Source organism: Nocardia yamanashiensis NBRC 100130, assembly GCF_001613325.1.
Taxonomy (GTDB): domain Bacteria; phylum Actinomycetota; class Actinomycetes; order Mycobacteriales; family Mycobacteriaceae; genus Nocardia; species Nocardia yamanashiensis.
The window spans coordinates 21,653-38,807 of record NZ_BDCD01000054.1; the positions used below are offsets into that span (position 1 = coordinate 21,653).

At 69.5% G+C, this 17,155-nt stretch carries 17 protein-coding genes; 8 read left to right on the forward strand and 9 right to left on the reverse strand.

Annotated features, from left to right (window positions below; translation table 11 throughout):
* Positions 1 to 13 precede the first annotated feature (13 nt).
* The 6 genes from NY1_RS40155 to NY1_RS40180 all read left to right on the forward strand — a co-directional run bounded on the left by NY1_RS40155 (position 14) and on the right by NY1_RS40180 (position 6,289).
* Complete coding sequence (locus NY1_RS40155) at positions 14 to 1,144, forward strand: 3-oxoacyl-ACP synthase III family protein (RefSeq protein ID WP_233434694.1); 1,131 nt, start codon at positions 14 to 16, stop codon at positions 1,142 to 1,144.
* Positions 1,134 to 1,574: an ester cyclase gene (locus NY1_RS40160; protein ID WP_084536285.1), complete on the forward strand. Its 441-nt coding sequence runs from the start codon at positions 1,134 to 1,136 to the stop codon at positions 1,572 to 1,574. The genes NY1_RS40155 and NY1_RS40160 overlap by 11 nt, the downstream gene beginning before the upstream one ends.
* Positions 1,571 to 2,782: an FAD-dependent oxidoreductase gene (locus NY1_RS40165; RefSeq protein ID WP_067723054.1), complete on the forward strand. Its 1,212-nt coding sequence runs from the start codon at positions 1,571 to 1,573 to the stop codon at positions 2,780 to 2,782. Before NY1_RS40160 ends, NY1_RS40165 begins: the two co-directional genes overlap by 4 nt.
* Entirely contained in the window at positions 2,779 to 3,483 is a 705-nt protein-coding gene (gene ubiG, locus NY1_RS40170; protein WP_067723059.1) for a bifunctional 2-polyprenyl-6-hydroxyphenol methylase/3-demethylubiquinol 3-O-methyltransferase UbiG, read from the forward strand. Before NY1_RS40165 ends, ubiG begins: the two co-directional genes overlap by 4 nt.
* An 18-nt stretch (positions 3,484 to 3,501) precedes the next feature.
* Positions 3,502 to 4,332 (forward strand): class I SAM-dependent methyltransferase, encoded by an 831-nt coding sequence (locus NY1_RS40175; RefSeq protein ID WP_067723061.1) that lies wholly within the window; start codon positions 3,502 to 3,504, stop codon positions 4,330 to 4,332.
* Between the two features lie 148 nt (positions 4,333 to 4,480).
* Positions 4,481 to 6,289, forward strand: coding sequence for an AfsR/SARP family transcriptional regulator (locus NY1_RS40180; RefSeq protein WP_067723063.1), 1,809 nt, complete (start codon positions 4,481 to 4,483; stop codon positions 6,287 to 6,289).
* A 104-nt stretch (positions 6,290 to 6,393) separates the two neighbouring features.
* Here the strand turns inward: NY1_RS40180 and NY1_RS40185 are convergent, their stop codons facing one another.
* Positions 6,394 to 7,086: a DUF8020 domain-containing protein gene (locus NY1_RS40185; RefSeq protein WP_067723065.1), complete on the reverse strand. Its 693-nt coding sequence runs from the start codon at positions 7,084 to 7,086 to the stop codon at positions 6,394 to 6,396.
* A gap of 210 nt (positions 7,087 to 7,296) precedes the next feature.
* A complete protein-coding gene (map, locus tag NY1_RS40190; protein ID WP_067723067.1) occupies positions 7,297 to 8,064 on the reverse strand; it encodes a type I methionyl aminopeptidase in 768 nt (255 codons plus the stop codon).
* A gap of 80 nt (positions 8,065 to 8,144) precedes the next feature.
* Here map and NY1_RS40195 point away from each other — a divergent pair, with 80 nt between their 5' ends.
* Positions 8,145 to 8,417 carry a helix-turn-helix domain-containing protein gene (locus NY1_RS40195; protein ID WP_067723069.1) on the forward strand — a complete coding sequence of 91 codons (273 nt, stop codon included), beginning with the start codon at positions 8,145 to 8,147 and terminating at the stop codon, positions 8,415 to 8,417.
* A gap of 71 nt (positions 8,418 to 8,488) precedes the next feature.
* On the opposite strand, the gene NY1_RS40200 is transcribed toward NY1_RS40195, so the two are convergent.
* The 7 genes from NY1_RS40200 to NY1_RS40230 form a co-directional block, all read right to left on the reverse strand.
* Positions 8,489 to 9,634 (reverse strand): RNA polymerase sigma factor, encoded by a 1,146-nt coding sequence (locus NY1_RS40200; protein ID WP_067723071.1) that lies wholly within the window; start codon positions 9,632 to 9,634, stop codon positions 8,489 to 8,491.
* Positions 9,631 to 10,038: a YciI family protein gene (locus tag NY1_RS40205; protein ID WP_067723073.1), complete on the reverse strand. Its 408-nt coding sequence runs from the start codon at positions 10,036 to 10,038 to the stop codon at positions 9,631 to 9,633. Before NY1_RS40205 ends, NY1_RS40200 begins: the two co-directional genes overlap by 4 nt.
* A gap of 29 nt (positions 10,039 to 10,067) precedes the next feature.
* On the reverse strand, positions 10,068 to 10,565 hold the full coding sequence (locus tag NY1_RS40210) for a pyridoxamine 5'-phosphate oxidase family protein (protein WP_067723075.1): 498 nt from the start codon (positions 10,563 to 10,565) through the stop codon (positions 10,068 to 10,070).
* Positions 10,566 to 10,708: 143 nt separating this feature from the next.
* Positions 10,709 to 11,611: a S1C family serine protease gene (locus NY1_RS40215; protein ID WP_067723083.1), complete on the reverse strand. Its 903-nt coding sequence runs from the start codon at positions 11,609 to 11,611 to the stop codon at positions 10,709 to 10,711.
* A gap of 265 nt (positions 11,612 to 11,876) precedes the next feature.
* Complete coding sequence (locus NY1_RS40220; protein WP_067723076.1) at positions 11,877 to 12,416, reverse strand: hypothetical protein; 540 nt, start codon at positions 12,414 to 12,416, stop codon at positions 11,877 to 11,879.
* Positions 12,417 to 12,436: 20 nt separating this feature from the next.
* Positions 12,437 to 13,834, reverse strand: a complete 1,398-nt coding sequence (locus NY1_RS40225) for a TldD/PmbA family protein (RefSeq protein ID WP_067723077.1) — start codon at positions 13,832 to 13,834, stop codon at positions 12,437 to 12,439.
* 22 nt (positions 13,835 to 13,856) lie between these two features.
* Positions 13,857 to 15,383, reverse strand: coding sequence for a TldD/PmbA family protein (locus tag NY1_RS40230; RefSeq protein ID WP_067723085.1), 1,527 nt, complete (start codon positions 15,381 to 15,383; stop codon positions 13,857 to 13,859).
* A gap of 187 nt (positions 15,384 to 15,570) precedes the next feature.
* Here NY1_RS40230 and NY1_RS44965 point away from each other — a divergent pair.
* Positions 15,571 to 17,155: TetR/AcrR family transcriptional regulator (locus NY1_RS44965; RefSeq protein WP_233434695.1), on the forward strand; the 1,585-nt coding region annotated here is incomplete at its 3' end.

The following is a 17,155-nucleotide window of genomic DNA, read 5'->3' on the forward strand; positions in this document are numbered from 1 at the left end:
AAGGCTTATGGCAGTGTCCGTTACCTCAACCGGCCTACGTCACGTCTCGGTGCTGGCCACCGGCGCGTATCTGCCCGGCGATCCGATCGACAACACCGCCCTGGCGGCCCTGTGCGGGGAACTGCCCGCCGAGGTGCTCGACGAGATCCAGGTGCAGCGGCGGCACTGGATCATCGATCCCGCCACCGGCGCACAACACCACAGCACCTCCGGAATGGCGGTGGCAGCGGCCCGGCAGGCGCTGGCTCGCGCCGAACTCGAACCGGCGGAGGTGGATCTGCTCGTCATGTCGACCGCCAGCCCCGAGTACCCGCTCCCGGCCGCCGTCACCTATGTGCAGGAGAAACTGGGGCTCGAGCATTGCGCCGCAATCGAATTCCGGGCGGGGTGCGTCGGCGCGGTACAGGGCATCGATTACGCGCGGCGGCTGCTGGCGGACGGCACCTATCGCACGGCGGTGGTGATCGGGGCGGAATCCATTTCGCCGCTGTTCGCCCCGCTGTTCGTGGGGCAGGATCCGGCCGCGCTGCGACTGCGCGACCTGCTGACCATCTACACCTTCGGGGACGGCGCCGGCGCGCAGGTACTGCGTGCGGGCGCGCCCGAAAGTGCTTCCCCAGCAGGCGAATTCACCTTCGCGACGCAGTGCCTCGGCGGGACGCGCAAACCCGGTATGCAGATCATCGGCGGGGGCACCGACGCGCCGGCGGCGGTCCAGGTGCGACGCAAGAAGCTCGTGGAGATGAAGCTGGACGTCTCCGGTACGCAGAAATTCGGCCCACGGGTGTTCGCCGCCGCCATGACCGACCTGCTCGGCCGCTCCGGACTCACCGTCTCCGACCTCGATGCCTGCGTGGTGCCCGAGGGCAACGCCGAATACTTCGCCAAGGAGTTCACCGCCGCGGGAGTCTCGCCGCAGGACCAGGCGCACCTCGGTAAGAGCATGGTCGAGAATCTCGCCGACGTGGGCGCGACCGGGTCCGCGGCAGTCCCGCTGGCGCTGGACGCGGGGTGGACCGGCGGCCGAATTCAGCCGGGCGACACGGTGCTGCTGCTGGCCATCGAGGCCAGTCGTTATCTGTACGCGGGCCTCACGCTCACCTGGGAAGCCCCGACGCCGGCGGGTGCCGCGCATGTCGGCTGAACGCAATCTCGAGGTGGTGCGGACGGTCTACGACCGCTTCGTCAATCAGGGCGAATTCGAGGTCTGTGACCAGCACTACCGCACCGATGTGGTCGATCATCAAGGGCTGCCGGGCGGGCCGGGCGGCATCGACGGCGTCAAGTACACCATCGCCGGGCTGCGTCGCGCGTTCCCCGATGTGCACGTGAGCATCGACGCGGCCAGCGCCTATGACGACTACGTCGTCATTCACTGCACCTGGCGCGGAACGTTTCTCGGTGACCTGCTGGGCGTCCGCCCGACCGGCCTAGCGCTGGAATGCCACGGCGTGGTGGTGTGGCGGCTGCAGGACGGCCGGCTGGCCGAGCGCTGGGCGATCGGCGTGGACGACGGCATCATGTCCGTGCTGGGTCTGGGGCTGTTCGGCCGGAAGCGGAGAGCACGGGCATGAGCGAACCGGCGAAGGTCCTGATCGCGGGCGGCGGGATCGGCGGCTTGGCGACCGCGCTCGCGCTGCAGCGGGCCGGGATCGCGAGCACCGTGTTCGAGCGCGCCGAGACCCTGCGCGATGGTGGTGCGGGACTGCATATCTGGACGAACGGCAGCCTGGCGCTGGACTGGCTCGGCGTGCTGGATCGGGTGCTGGAGATCGCGCCGATCCAGCGGGTCTGCCATTTCGGCACCTGGCGCGGCGAATTGTTCGGCCGCTGGCCGGTGGCCGACTTCATCGACCGCTACGGTGCGCCGACGGTGGCGATTCAGCGGTCCGCGCTGCACTCGGTGCTGATGTCGGCGCTGGCCGAGGGCACGCCCGCGGTGGAGATCCGATCCGGTTCGGGCCTGGTCGGCTTCACCCAGGACGCCCTGGGGGTCACCGCCGAATTGTCCGGCGGCTCGGTCGAACACGGTGATCTGCTGATCGGCGCGGACGGTGTGCACAGCACCGTGCGCCGAGTGCTGTTCGGTCCGTCCGAGCCGCGCTACAACGGCCATATCGCCTGGCGCGGAGTCGCCGAACTCGAGCATGAACTCATTCCACCCGGCAGTTTCTACGGATTGTTCGGTCCCGGCACCAGATTCGCCTTCTATGACGTGGCGCCGGGGCGGGTGCATTGGATGAGTGTCGCCAACGGCCCGGCGGGCGGCGTGGATTCCGGCGATGTGAAAGCCATGCTCTCGCAACGACACCGCGGCTGGATGCCGCCCGTGCAGGACATTCTGGCGGCCACGCCCGCGAGCGCCGTCATGCGCAATGACGTGTTCGATCGCAAACCCGACCGGCGGTGGGGACGCGGCCGCGTGACGATGGTCGGCGACGCGGCCCACCCGATCACCTTCAATATCGGCCAAGGCGCGTGCCAGGCGCTCGAGGATGCCCTGATCCTGTCCGAGCATCTCACTGCCGCGCCGGATCCCGTTGCGGCCCTGCGCCGTTACGAGAAGGAGCGGCAACGGCGCACCGCGCCCATGCAGCGGGTCGCGTACCTGATCGGGCGGGCCGGTGCGGTGGAACATCCGTTGTCGATCCGCACCCGCGAGGCGGTGCAGCGGGTGATCTGGCCTTCGATCGCCTACCGGATCGCCGACCGCAACCATATTTCCTACGGCCGCCGGTGGCGTCGCTCCGCCGCGGCGCTCGAACGTGAGGTGCGCGGATGACCGGCAACGATACCGACGACCACTTCTTCGCCCGATTCGCCGACACCTGGTGGGCGGAAGACTCGCAGATGCGCGGGCTGGCCTCGTTCCAGGGCCCGCGCTTCGAGTTCTTCGACAAACACGTCGACCTGTGGGCGGGGCGGCGGGTGCTGGATGTGGGGTGCGGAGGTGGCTTCACCACCGAATTCCTCGACGGGCGAGGCGCTTCGGTGAGCGGCGTCGACCCGTCGCCGGACCTGATCGCGGCGGCCCGGCGGCACGCCGCCGAGACCGGCAGGAATATCGAGTACCGCGTGGGCGCCGCCGAGGCGCTGCCCTATCCGGATGCCGCGTTCGACATCGTCACCTGCGTGGACGTGCTCGAGCACGTGGCGGACCCGGCGCGGTCGATCCGGGAGATCGCGCGGGTGCTGGTGCCCGGGGGCGTGTTCTGCTTCGACACCATCAATCGCACGCTGCGTTCGCGCGTCGTCATGATCTGGATCCCGGACCATCTCGGCATCGGCACCCCGGGCGCGCACCTGTGGAAGGACTTCATCACCCCCGGTGAATTGCGCGGATATCTGGCAGACGCCGGGCTGGCGCCGGCCGCCCGGCTGCGGGGTCTGAGCATTCTCGGCAAGCGGGCGGGCCGGCTGATCATGCGTGAGACCGGGGACCTGTCTTGCACCTACATCGGTGTGGCGCGAAAGCCCGAGTGAGCGAAGGAGTTCGGACGTATGGTCCAGGAATCGATTGCGATTACCGACGTATCGGATACCGCCATCTGGATGGCGGCGTACCGGGCCGAGGAATCGGCTCGTCCCGATGCGCTGTTCAGCGATCCCATCGCCGAACGTCTGGCGGGGCGGCTGCGGGGCGCGGTGCTGGCGTCGAAGGTCGCCGTGCCGGGCAGTCGCAATGGGTGGCCGCCGGTCGTGCGCACCAGATTGATCGACGATCTGATCACGTATGCGCTGGCCGAGGGCTGTGATCGGGTGATCAACCTGGCGGCGGGCTGGGACACCCGGCCGTATCGGCTCGAGCTGCCGGCCGAGCTGCACTGGTTCGAGGCCGATCTGCCCGCGATAGTCGCGGCGAAGGATCGAGCGCTGGCGCTCGATCCGCCGCGATGTGAATTGACAAGGCGGGCAATCGATGTGACCGATCGCGACGCCTGCGCGGCGTTCCTGGTCGAGGCGACCGCGGGCGCCGAGCGCCCACTGGTGATCACCGAGGGGTTGCTGCAGTATGTGGAACCCGCCGCGGTACTGACCCTGTCGGAGAATCTGCGCACGCATGGAATTCGTTGGTGGATAACCGATCTGTGGACGCCGCTGCTGCTGCGAGTGGTCAATCGCACGATGGGCAGGCGGCTCGGAGATGCCCGGTGGCTGTTCGGGCCGCGTGGGGGAGCGCGCTGCTTGCGCGGGTGGGAGGTCCGCGAGCAATTGTCGATCTTCCGCGCCGCCGCGCGCTGGCGGCGTTCACCCCGCTGGATGCGGCCGGCCGCGGGCCTGCCGGCGGGCCTCCTGCGATCCGGCGTGGTTTGCCTGCGTGTGGCTGAATAGCGCTGTGGCAGAAGCTGATTCGAGCCGCAAGCCAGGGAAGTCGGTGGCATCCTCGCGATTGTCGACCACGGTGGTGCGTGCTAGCCTCGGCGGCACAAAACGGACAAGGGCGTTCGCGGAATCGCACTTTCCCGTTTTGGCGGAGGACATGATCGAATTCAAATTGCTCGGCTCCGTGGAGCTCGTAGTCGAGGGCCGGACAATCGATTTGGGGCCGGCGAAACAGCGCGGAATCATGGCCGCCTTGCTCGCGGAACCGGAACGGCCCGTATCGACCGAAACACTGGCCGACCGGGTCTGGGACGAGGCGCCCGATACCGCCCGGCATTCCGTCTACACCTATGTGACCAGGCTGCGCCGCATCCTGCGGGCGGCGACGGCGCATACCGCCGCGCCGGTGGAAATTCGGCGCGGGGTCGGCGGCTACCGGGTCGAACTGTCCGCGGACCGGATCGATCTCACCGGATTCCGGCGGCTGATCGACCGCGCGCGGGCCCTCCGGGGCGATGACCAGGCTCGGGCCGCCGCCCTGGCACAGGCACTGCGGGTGTGGCGCGGCGAGGCCCTGTCCGGGATCGACAGCCAGTGGGCGCGCGGCTTCCGCGACAGCCTTCGTCAGCTGCGTCACGACGCGGTGGTCGAATGGGCGGATGCCGAACTGCGCCTAGGCAATCCGAAGGCCGTGGCCGAGGTGCTGCGGAAGGAACTGCTGGAGCATCCCCTCGCCGAGGACCTGCACGAGCGTCTGCTGAAGGCGTATCACCTGGACAACCGCGGCGCGGAGGCCCTGTCGCACTACGACCGGATGCGCCGGACCTTCGTGGCGGAACTCGGGGTGGATCCGGGACAGCGCCTGCGGGAACTGCACGGCCGGCTGCTCGGTGGCCAGGCCGGCGCGGAAACCGCCGCGGTGATGCCGATCTCGGTCCGCCGCCCGTCCTCCCCGGAAGCACGGGAGCCCATCAGCTTCCGGGGGCGCGCCGCCGAAATCGCCCGGGTGCGACAGGCCTTGACCGAGGACACCGGTCACGGAGTGCCGCCGGTGCTGGTCACCGGCGGGCCGGGAATCGGCAAGTCCGCCTTGGCCACCAGGGTCGCGAGCCTGCTGCGGGAGCGCTTCCCCGACGGTGTGCTGCGCGTCGCGCTCGGCGGCTCCAGCGGCGCGCCGATCGACCCGGCCGCAGCGCTCGGACAATTGCTTCCCGAACTCGGGATCACCGACATCCCCGCCGATCTCGGCGTGCGAGCGGCCCGCTATCGGGCCGCACTGTCCACTCGGCGCATGGTGGTGATCCTCGACGACGCCGCCACGGACGAGCAGATCGCCCCGCTGCTCGCCGTCGGGCCGGGCAGCGCAGCCCTGATCACCAGCCGGATGGCGCTCGGGCCCATGAGCGTTCGCACGGTCGTGCTGCGGGAGCTGCCGATGGCCGAGAGCCTCGAATTGCTCGAGGCGGTGGCCGGGCCGGCGCGCGTACGGGCCGAGACCTGGGCCGCGAGCGCGCTCGCCCGCTGCTGTTCGGGCATCCCCCTGGCCCTGGCCGCGGTCGGCGCCCGCCTGGCCGCCCGCCCGCATTGGACCCTGGTCGACCAGCTCGGGCGAATGTCGGAGGAACGGCAGCGTTTGGAGCAATTCGCCTACGGGCCCATGGACATCCGCCGCAGTGTCGCGGTATCGGTCGACCGGCTCAGTCCCGGCGCGACCGCGGTATTCCGTCACCTCGGCGACACGCTGTCGCCGCGCGAGCTGTTCGCCACGGTCTCCGTTCCGGGGTTGGTGAACGGCGCGGGCATGGACGCACTCGACGAACTCGTCGACGCCCACCTGCTGTCCGTCGTCAAATACTCCGACGGCACCCGCCCGCACTACGTGATGCTCGAGATCCATCGCCTCTGCGCCAAATGGCTGACCGCACGGACCTCGGCGGCCGACCACACGGCGGCGCTACCGGCCTGAATCCAGGCCCGTCGGGCGGGTGCCGTGGCACCTGTCACCGGACGCGCGGTGAGCCGCGCTCGGCACGAGGGGACTGCCGGGCGCGGCTCACGTTGGGGGAGTTGCTACTTGGCCGGGGTGGGGGCCGGGGCGTTGATGGTGGTGAAGTACTGGACGGCGGCGGCGATCACGACGGGGGCGGTGACGAAGAGCTGGCCGGCTACGGTGCCGAGGAAGCCGGTGAGGCTGGCGCCGATGATGCAGCCGCCGAGGGGGCCGAGGCCGAAGATGGCGGCCAGGGGGATGGTGGCGGCGAAGGCTACGCCGGCGCCGAGGAGGCAGCCGAGGCCGGCGCCGCCGATGCCGCCGACCAGGGTGCCGATGGTGGCGCCCATGGTGATGGTCTGGGTCATGCGGTTCCAGGCGGCCTGTTCGCGCTCGTACTCCGACTTCCAGGGGGCCTGGTTCTCGTAGGGGAGGGCGACCGGCTTGTAGGTGGCGTGGGCGAGATCGAACTGGGGGGTCAGGGTGGCGGTGTGGTTGTTGATCTCGGCGGCGATGGGGAAGACGAAATCGTCCACGCGGAAGGACAATTCGGTGCCGCCGAGCACGGTGCCGTCGGCGGCCTTGATCGCGAAGACGCCGTTCTCGGCGGTCAGGGAGCCGGCATCGGTGGTGATGACGGCGTTCTTCTCGCTGATCTGCGCGGCGTAGTTCACCGGTTCGGCGGCGGCGGGGGCCGGAGCGGCGGTGGCCGTTCCGCACCCGACGACGGCGGTGCCGATCAGCAGGGCGGAGGTGGCGGCGATCTTCCTCATCTTGTCCTTCTCAGGGCCTCCCTGAACCAACTTGGAACCAGAATGATTGGATCATTCGGACCGGACGCGTGGTTCAGGTCACGTGGAGCAGCTAAGCGGTCGCTTAGTGAACGGAACGTTAACTGGATCACAGCACTGTGGTCAAGCTCACGGCAGGGGAAGACCCGGACAGTGGGATGAAATCGCCCGGTCAGAGGCCGGAAATTCGGTTCAGGCGGGCAGCGTGAGTACCTCCGCGCCCGCAGCGGTGATGGCGATGGTGTGCTCGGAATGGGCGGTGCGCGAACCGTCGGCGGAACGGATGGTCCAGCCATCGGGATCGGTGTAGACGCGATCGGTGGTGCGGGCGAACCAGGGCTCGATGGCCAGGGTGAGGCCGGGGGTGAGGGGGAAGCCGCGGCCCGGGCGGCCGGCATTGGAGACGTGCGGGTCCTCGTGCATGGTGCGGCCCAGGCCGTGGCCGCCGTATTCGGTGTTCACGCGGTAGCCGTTGGCGCGGGCGACCGCTTCGATGGCGGCGGAGATATCGCCCATTCGATTGCCCGGGCGGGCCACCTCGATCGCGGCGGCCAGGGCGTCCTCGGTGGCGCGCGCCAGGCGCACGTCCTCCGGGTCCGGGGTGCCGACGATGACCGTGACCGCCGAATCGGCCACCCAGCCGTCGATGCTCACGGCCAGGTCCATGCTGAGCACATCGCCGTCGCGCAGCGCGTAATCGTGCGGAAGTCCGTGCAGCACCGCGTCATTGACCGACAGGCAGATCGTGTTGCGGAACGGCCCGCGCCCGAAGGAGGGCGAGTAGTCGACGTAGCAGGACACCGCGCCGCGTTCACGAATGCGTTCACGCACGATGGCTTCCAGTTCCAACAGGTTCATCCCGATCTGCGCCTTCGTGCGCAGTTCGGCGAGTACATCCGCGACGAACCGGCCGGTCACTCGCATGCGCGCGATCTCCTCGGCCGACTTGAGTTCCACCATGACGAACCTCCAGTGCTCGGTATTTTTATACCGACCATAGCGGCTTGCGGTATTTAAATACCAACCGTAGTGTGGCCCGCATGGTCCGACTGCCGCTGACTCCCGCCCAGCTCGAGGCCGGCCGCCGGCTCGGCGCCGCCCTGCGCGCCGCCCGCGCCGAACGCGAACTCACCGCGGTCGCCGCCGCGGCGGGCATCTCGCCGGAAACCCTGCGCAAGATCGAATCGGGCCGCTTGCCGACCCCCGCCTTCGGTACGGTCGTCGCGCTCGCCCGCGCCCTGGAAATCCCCCTGGACGAGCTGGCCGAGGTATGGCAGTCCACGTCGGCCGAGCTGCATCGCTCGGCCTCCTGAATTCACATCCCCCGATTCGCTGCCGAAGTTCGCTCACCAACAGCGGTGCGCGCCAAAACGCCGCGCTGTTCTCACGGACGCGATAGCTGCCGCACGCGGGCGCACTCGCGGGTGAGGTGGTCGCGTTCGGGCTCGCTGGTAGCCGCGCGGGCCGCCGCCGCGTACAGCTCGGCGGCCTGTGCCAGGTCACCCGTACGTTCGATGAGATAGGCGCGCGCCGCGGTGTAGCGCGGCAGCCCCGGATCGACCTGGTCCAGCGCCGCCAATCCCGCGCGCGGCCCATCGGCCTCACCGACCGCGACCGCCCGATTGAGTTGCACCACCGGGCTGTTGGTGAGCTTGAGCAACTCGTCGTACCACTCGACGATCTGCACCCAATCGGTCTCGTCGGCGACGCGAGCGTCGGCGTGCAGGGCGGCGATGGCGGCCTGCGCCTGATACTCGCCGAGACGGTCGCGGGCCAGCGCGGTCTGCAGGATCGTCACCCCCTCGGCGATCAACGCGGTGTCCCAGCGGCTTCGGTCCTGTTCGGCCAGCGGCACCAGCCGCCCGCCCGGCCCGAGCCGGGACGCCCGCCGGGCATGGTGCAGCAGCATGAGCGCCAGCAAACCCGCCACCTCGGGCTCATCGGTGGCGGCGGCCAGCTGCCGGGTCAGGCGAATGGCCTCGGCGGACAGATCGACATCGCCGCCGTAGCCCTCGTTGAACACCAGATACAGCACCCGCAATACCGTCGCCGGGTCCCCGGGCTGGTTCAGCGGCACCCCGCCCAGCCGCTTCTTGGCGCGGCTGATCCGTTGCGCCATGGTCGCTTCCGGCACCAGGTAGGCCGCCGCGATCTGCCGCGTGGTGAGGCCGCCGACCGCGCGCAGGGTCAATGCCACCGCCGACGCGGGCGACAGCGCCGGGTGCGCGCACAGGAAGTAGAGCCACAGCGAATCATCGGTGCCCGGCACCGGTTCGGGCGGCGGTTCGGCGTCGATGACGAGTTCCCTGCCGCGCCGCGCGGTTTCGGCGCGGGCGGCATCGAGGAACCGGTGCCAGGCCGCCGTCACGAGCCAGGCTTTCGGATCGTGCGGCGGGTCAGCGGGCCAGCTCTGCAAGGCGCGAATCAGCGCCTCCTGCACGGCATCCTCGGCCGAGGCGAAATCAGCGCCGCGCCGGACCAGGATGCCGATCACCGCGGGCACCAGATCCCGCAGCAGTGCCTCGTTCACTCGGTGACCGTGGGCAGCGCGGTGAAGAAGGGCCGGATCTCGAGCCATTCCTGGATCGGTACGCCGCCGGCGCCGGGCGCGGCGGACAGTTCGGCCGCCAGTTCCAGAGCGCGCTCATAGGATTCCACGTCGATGATGGTCCACCCGGCGATCAAGTCCTTGGTCTCGGCGAACGGTCCGTCGGTGACCGGCGGGCGCCCGTCCCCGTCGGAACGGACCCAGGTGCCCTGCGGGGCCAGCGCGCGATGTTCGACGAACTCCCCGGTGGCCTCCAGCTTGGCCGCGAAGTCTTGCATGTACTGCACATGTGCGGTGACTTCCTCCGGCGTCCACTGATCCATCGGCACATTGTTGGCCGGAGCCGGTGCGCCGCGATAGTGCTTGAGCAGCAGGTATTTAGCCATGATCGTCTCCTCGAAGTGTTCGTGCCGGCTCAGGCGTGCTGACGTTCGGCGCGCTCGCGGACGAGTTCCTCGACCGCGCTCGGCAGGGTGGTGTCGAAATCGATGAGCTTGGCCCAGGTCGGGGTGATGACGATGCGCACCATGCCGTCATACAGCGAGCGCACTTCTGCCTCCCATTCCACCCGCTGCTCGGCGGTCATCTCGTAGCTGCCGTTCATCTGCAGAAACTCCTCCGGGATGCCGTCGACGACATCGAGTTCGGCGCGCCCGCGCAGCAGCAGGATCTTGGGCGGATGAACTTCGGTGTCGATGGTCAGCGCCACCATCGGATTCTTGCGCAGTGCGAACAACTTCGGGGCGTTCTTGGTGGTGCACAGCACGATCTCGGCGCCGTTCCAGGTGAACGAGATCGGAATGGCGCGCGGGGTGCCGTCGGTGGCGACATAGGCGAGCCGGGCCAGATCGCGGGCCAGCAATTCCTGGCTGAGCGGGCGGTTCAGGATTTCGGCGATCTCGTTCGGTTCCATGGCTAGTGCTCCTTCGTCGGTGTCGCGGCGACCGCTCGTGGTCGCTCGTCATCCCAGGGACGGAGCCGAACCGGCGTTCTCGACACCCGGGCGAAGAATTTTTTGAAAAACTTTCCGGACGTGATCGTCGCGGCGGTCGAGCGCTAGTCGACGGTGAGTTCGACCGGGACCGCGATCACGTCGACCATGGCGCCGTTGCGCAGTACGGTCACCGGCAGTGAGCGGCCGATGGCCTCGGCGAAGAGTTGGCGTTGGATGCCCTGGGCGTCGCGGACTTCCTGGCGGGCCACGCTGAGCACCAGGTCTCCGCGGCGCAGGCCGGCGCGTTCGGCGGGGCCGCCGCGGACCACTTCCACGATGCGCAGGCCGGCGTTCTGGCCGGTGCGGGCGGCCACGGCCTCGGGCAGGGGTGCGGGGACGCCGACGACGCCGAGGTAGGCGCGGCGTACTCGGCCTTCGTGCAGCAGGGTGGTGATGATGCGGCGGGTGGTGATGTTGATCGGGATGGCCAGGCCCAGGCCGATACCGGCGACGGCGGTGTTGATGCCGACTACCCGGCCGGCTGAATTGGCCAGGGCGCCGCCGGAATTGCCGGGGTTGAGGGCGGCGTCGGTTTGGATCACGTCTTCGATCACCCGTGCGGCGCGGTTGTTGCCGACCGGTACCGAGCGGCCGAGAGCGCTCACCACCCCGGCGGTCACCGATCCGGCCAATCCGAGTGGGCTGCCGACGGCCACCACGAGTTGGCCGACGACCAGGTTGTCCGCGTCGCCGAGCTGTGCTGCGTCCGGTGCGCCGCTGCGGGCTTGCAGTACCGCCAGGTCCGAGAGCGGGTCCACGCCCACGACATCGAATTTCGATTCGACGCCGTCGGCGAAGACGATGGTTCCGTTGCGTGCGGAGCCGACGACGTGCGCGTTGGTGAGCAGGAATCCGTCATCGGTGAACACCACCGCCGAGCCGCCTCCGCGCCGGGTCTGCACGCTCGCCACGTGCGGTGTCACCGAGGCGGCTACCGCGATCACGGTTCGCGAGTAGGAATCCATGGCGTCGGCGTCGGCCGGGCCGCCGAGTATCGCCGGTCCCGGCTCGCCCGCCGTGCCATTGCCTGACGCATCGTCCGGTCTCGCCGCTGACGAGAAGGTCGCTTCGTCGTCCACGACGATCACCGTCCCCGATTACATGATTACAGTCCCTAATTCAGGATGCGCGCGCGGCGGCGAGGCGACAACCCGTTCGCCGACAGCGCAATCCGGGCAGGTGCCCGCGTCGAGCGGCGCCCCGAGTTCGTTCAGCGGACCGGGAGCGGATTCATCGGGGCGAGCCGGGCAGTGCGGCGAGGGCGTGGGCGGCGTCGTCCACGCTGAGCAGCAGGGAGCGGGCTTCGATTCGTTTCCAGCCTTGGGTGCGGGCGGGCAGCGGTGCGGTGAAGTCGATGCGCACCAGGGGCGAGGTGGGGGAGCGAACCCACGACAGCAAGCCGGACTCGGCGTCGAAATCCATGCCCAGCTGGGCCGGGCGTTGCGGGGTGGCGCGATGCGGGCCCGCCACGCTCACTTCGGCGCGGGGGATATCGAGGGAGCCGAGCCCGCCGAAGCGTGCGTGAATCGTGGTGTCGTCGATCCGGATCCGCGTCCACAGCGGGGAGGCGGCAGCGAGCAGAAAAGCCAGCGTCAAGACGCCGACCACGAGGTCCAGCAGATGGGCGGCGATTGCAGGCAGCAAAGCCGTGCCCGCGAAGTGCAGGATCGCCGCTTCCAGCACGCCGAGCCCGGCCATGCCCGCCACCAGCGCGCCCCAGCCGGCGCGACCGCCCAATCCGATCCGGGCCGAGCGGTCGCGTGCGGGCATGGCGTCCCTTCCGATACGGGTTATGTTGCCTGGCTGACCGACGACATGTGGAAGTCGGGAATCCGCAAGGGCGGCATGGCTGTGCGGGTGAACCAATCCTTCCATTCGCGCGGCAGCGTGATCTCGGTGCGCCCGGCTTCGGAGACCCGGCGCAGCAGATCCAGCGGGCTCTCGTTGAAGCGGAAGTTGTTGACCGCTCCGGTCACTTCGCCGTTCTCGACCAGATACACCCCATCGCGAGTGAGGCCGGTGAGCAGCAGCGTCGCCGGATCCACCTCCCGGATGTACCACAGGCAGGTGAGCAGCAGCCCGCGTTCGGTGTTCGCGATCATCTCCGGCAGCGTCGCGTCGGAACCGCCCGTCATGAGCAGGTTTTCACCCGGCACCGTGACGGGGGCATCGAATTCGGCGGCGGTGGCGCGCGGATACACCAGCGATTCGATGACGCCCTCGCGCACCCAGTCCGCGCGCTGGGCGGTGAGCCCGTTGTCGAACACCGACAGCGATTCCGAGGAAGCGGGCGTCGCCACGAACGGCCGGTATTGCAGGCCCGCCGCGCTCGGATCGGAGTAGAGGGTCAGCGGAATATCGGTGAGCCGCTCGCCGATTCGGGTGCCGCCGGCCCGGGCGAAGGCGGTGTGGCCCTCGTGCGCGCCGCGGCCCTCCATGGACCAGGCCAGGTAGATCATGAGATCGGCGACCGCCGACGGCGGCAGCAGGGTTTCGTAGCGGCCGGCGGGCAGCTGCACGCGGCGCTTGGACCACTCCAGGCGGCGCGCGAGTTCGGCGAGCAGGCCGGGGGTGTCGACATCGGCGAAATCGGTGGTGCCCGCGCCCACCCAGGCACTGGCCAGATCGGTTCCGGCGCCGCGCTTTCCATTGATCTCGAGCGAACCGGTCGGCTGCACCCAGCGGCGGCGCACCCCGGTGGAGGTGCCCAGCCAGGTCGAATGCACCTGATGGTGGGCGAAACCGTAGAGGGTGTCGGCTTCGTCGAAACCCGGTGCGAGATCGCGCGCCAGGCCCGCGAACACCCCGATATCGGTGGTCGCGGGCGGGCCCTGCCAATCCAGCAGCTGATCGGGCGCGCCCGCGTCGACGGCGTCGGCCGCCAGCAGCGGCATGGCATCGCGCGCGGGTTCGGCGGTGCGCGCGGCCTCCTCGCTGGCGCGCACCACGGCCTCGATATCGGCCGGATCGACACTGGTCGAACTGACGCTGCCGACCCGCGCGGCATTCGGGCCGTCGCGGAACACCGACACCACCGCCCAGTCCCGCGCGACCGAGGAACCATTGGTGGTCATGGAATTTCCGGCCCAGCGCAGCGACGCCTCGTGCGCGTCGGTGACGATCACCACGGTCTCATCGGCGCGGGCGGACCGCAGCGCGCGTTCGACGACCTCGGGGGCGGGGAGCACACTCACCGTGAAAGTCCTTTCCTCACTGCCCGGCTTCGGCGCGGGTATTGAGAATATTGATGCCGCGCACCAGTACCGACGGGCAGCCGTGCGAGACCGCCGCCACCTGTCCGGGCTGGGCCTTGCCGCAGTTGAACGCACCGCCCAGCACCCAGGTCGAGGGGCCGCCGACGGCTTCCATCGCACCCCAGAAGTCGGTGGTGGTGGCCTGGTAGGCGACATCGCGCAGCTGGCCGGCGAGTTCGCCGTTGCGGATGCGGAAGAAACGCTGGCCGGTGAACTGGAAGTTGTAGCGCTGCATATCGATCGACCAGGATTTGTCGCCGACGATATAGATGCCGTCCTCCACCCGGGAGATGAGCTCGGCGGTGCTGGTGTCGTCGACCGGATCCGGTTGCAGCGACACATTGGCCATGCGCTGGATCGGCACGTGATGCGCGGAATCGGCGTAGGAGCAGCCGTTCGAGCGCTCCAGGCCCAGCCGCGGCGCGAAGACGCGATCGAGCTGATAGCCGACCAGGATGCCGTCGCGCACCAGATCCCAGCGCTGCCCGGCCACGCCCTCGTCGTCCCAGCCGACCGAGGCCAGGCCGTGGGCTTCGGTGCGGTCACCGGTCACATGCATGATCGGCGTGCCGTACTGCAAGGTGCCGAGCTTGTCCGGGGTGGCGAAAGAGGTGCCCGCGTAGGCCGATTCGTAGCCGATGGCGCGGTCGTACTCGGTGGCGTGGCCGATGGACTCGTGAATGGTCAGCCACAGATTGGTGGGGTCGATGACCAGGTCGGTGGGCCCGGCCTGCACGGTCGGGGCCTTCACCTTCTCGGCCAGCCACTCCGGGATGCGCGCGAGTTCGCCCGCCCAGTCCCAGGTTCCGTCCGCGCCGGTCACGTACTCCCAGCCGCGGCCCGCCGGGGCGGCCAGGGTGCGCATGGTCTCGAACACGCCCGCCGCCGGATCGACCGTGATGGCCTCCAGGTCCGGATGCAGGCGCACCCGCTGCTGGGTGATGCGCGAACCGAAGCTGTCGGCGTAGAAGGTCTGCTCCTTGACCTGCAGCACGCTCGCCGTCACGTGATCCACGCCGTCCGCGGACTTGAGGCGCTCCGAATAGTCCAGCAGCAGTGCGACTTTGTCCGGGGTGGCGACCTCGAACGGGTCCACCTCGTAGGGCGAGACGTATTCGGCGTCGGCGTAGACCGGTTCCGGAGCCAGCTCCACACGCTCGCGGTTGAGGGACCGCAAAGTCTTGGCTACTGTGACTGCACGGCGTGCCACTTCGGCCGCCGACGCGGAGGACAGGTCGGCGTGCGAGGCGAAACCCCAGGTGCCGTCCACGATCACGCGGACCGCGATACCGAGATCGGTACTGTCGCGCACCGATTCGACGCGGCCGTCACGTAACCGGATGGACTGCTGCAGGAGTCGGTGCACCCGCAGATCCGCGTACTCGGCCCCGGCCGCCCGCGCCGCCGACAACGCGGCGTCAGCGAGCGCGGCCAATGGCAGTGCGCGGAACTGCTCGTCCACGACCTTGGTTGCGATGCTCACCCGCTCCACGCTAGAGGGCGAGCGGCAGGGGCATCAACAACACGCTCACCCGGAGTGAAATACACAACGTGCAAAGTGGCACACGCTGCAAGAATGCATGAAGTGCGAACCGGCACAGTATGAAACGCGCCCGACAAGCCCTGGATATGCCGGGTTTTGCTGCGCGAATGCCGTACTGTCCGTCCGCGTGCCGCCATCCGCACTCCGCGATCGCAAACGAGAACGTACCCGCCGCGCCCTGCAAGAGGCCGCCGTCGAACTGTTCGAGAGCCGAGGTTACGAGGCGACCACCGTCGCCGATATCGCCGCCGCGGCCGAAGTCGGCACCCGGACGTTCTTCAACTACTTCGCCAGCAAGGAAGAGCTGCTCTTCCCCGAACCCGACGAAAGAGTCTCCGCCGCAGCCCATGCCGTGGCCACTCGCCGCCCCGACGAACGCCCCGTGGAAGTCCTGCTGCGTGCCCTGCGCGCGGCCGGAGACAACCCGGGCGATCATCTCGGCGACAACCTGGCCTCCCGCATAGCGGTGCTGCGCGCCAAGGTCTCTCGCACTGTCCCCGCCGTGAGCGGCCGTGCCGCGCACGCCCAGCTCGCCGCTCAGATGGAGATCGCCCACCACCTGCGTGCGGCCTTCCCTGACGAACTCGATGAAGTCGAAGCCGCCGCACTGGTGGGCGCGGTTGTCGGCGCCGTCTCCGGGGCTCTCACCGCCCTCTTCGCTCACCCCGCCGGTGTCGCCGACCCCGACCGCCTGCACCGCCAGATCGGCGAGGTCACCAACAAAGTCCTTGCCCCCTGGCTCAACCCACCCGCCGGGCAAACCGCTGGCGACCCCGCCGCCTCGGCGACTGCGAGCGCCGGGCCCACCGGTGCCGACAGCGAACGCGCCAGGCCCGACTCGCCTGCGGATCGCGCTTCCCGCCCTCGCGCAGCCGAGGACGATCCCGCCGCGCACCAACACCCGGGCACGGAACCGGCCAAGGCCGATACGCGAGACCTCTCCGGCGACAACCAGAATCGGGGCCGCGCGGATACCCGGGTCGACGCGGAGTCCTCGGTACCGCTGCATCCCCTCGATGACGAGGTCGGCCCCCACGCGTTCGCGTCGGGGCTGACCGGGGTGCGCGAGGCGGCGCTGCGCGCGGACGAATGCGACTCGGGCGAGGGAGATACCGGCGACATCCGCGTCGGAGACGGACAACTCCCGGCAGCCCGGTGGTCGGCCGCCGGGCAGCCCGCCGTGGTCCCGGTCGGTACCGGAAGTGGCGGCACCTCGCGTGATCTCGATGACTCCAGCCGGCATGGAATCGACAGTGTCGAGGGGAACGACGCTGCGCGCTCTGCTGGGCCTTCGAACGACATGCGGGTCGACGGCTACCGGCCTGCGCCGCAGCTGCGGTCCGCCGGCACGGACGGTGGGGCTCGGGATGCCGTGGCCGATCCCATGCGTCACGGTGACGACTCGCATGGCACGCCGGGCGCTCGGCGTCTCGGTGACGCCGAAGCCTCGCGTGTGAGTCGGGAGTCGGTGGCGCCGGGCGGTTTTCGGGCGGCGGACGCATCGCCGGATTCGGGACAGCTTCGAGACGGTGGGGAATCGAGCCGTTCCGGTGTCGCGGGCAGCGGTTCGGAGTCTGTCGCGTCCAGCGCGCTGCGCCGGAGCGCCCTCGTGTGGGGCACCGGGAACAGCGGCCAGGACGGGGCCGGCACCGAGGCGGTGGGTCGCGGTGCCGGGCAGGTGGAACGGTCCGGTCCGTCCGCGGCGGCACGGC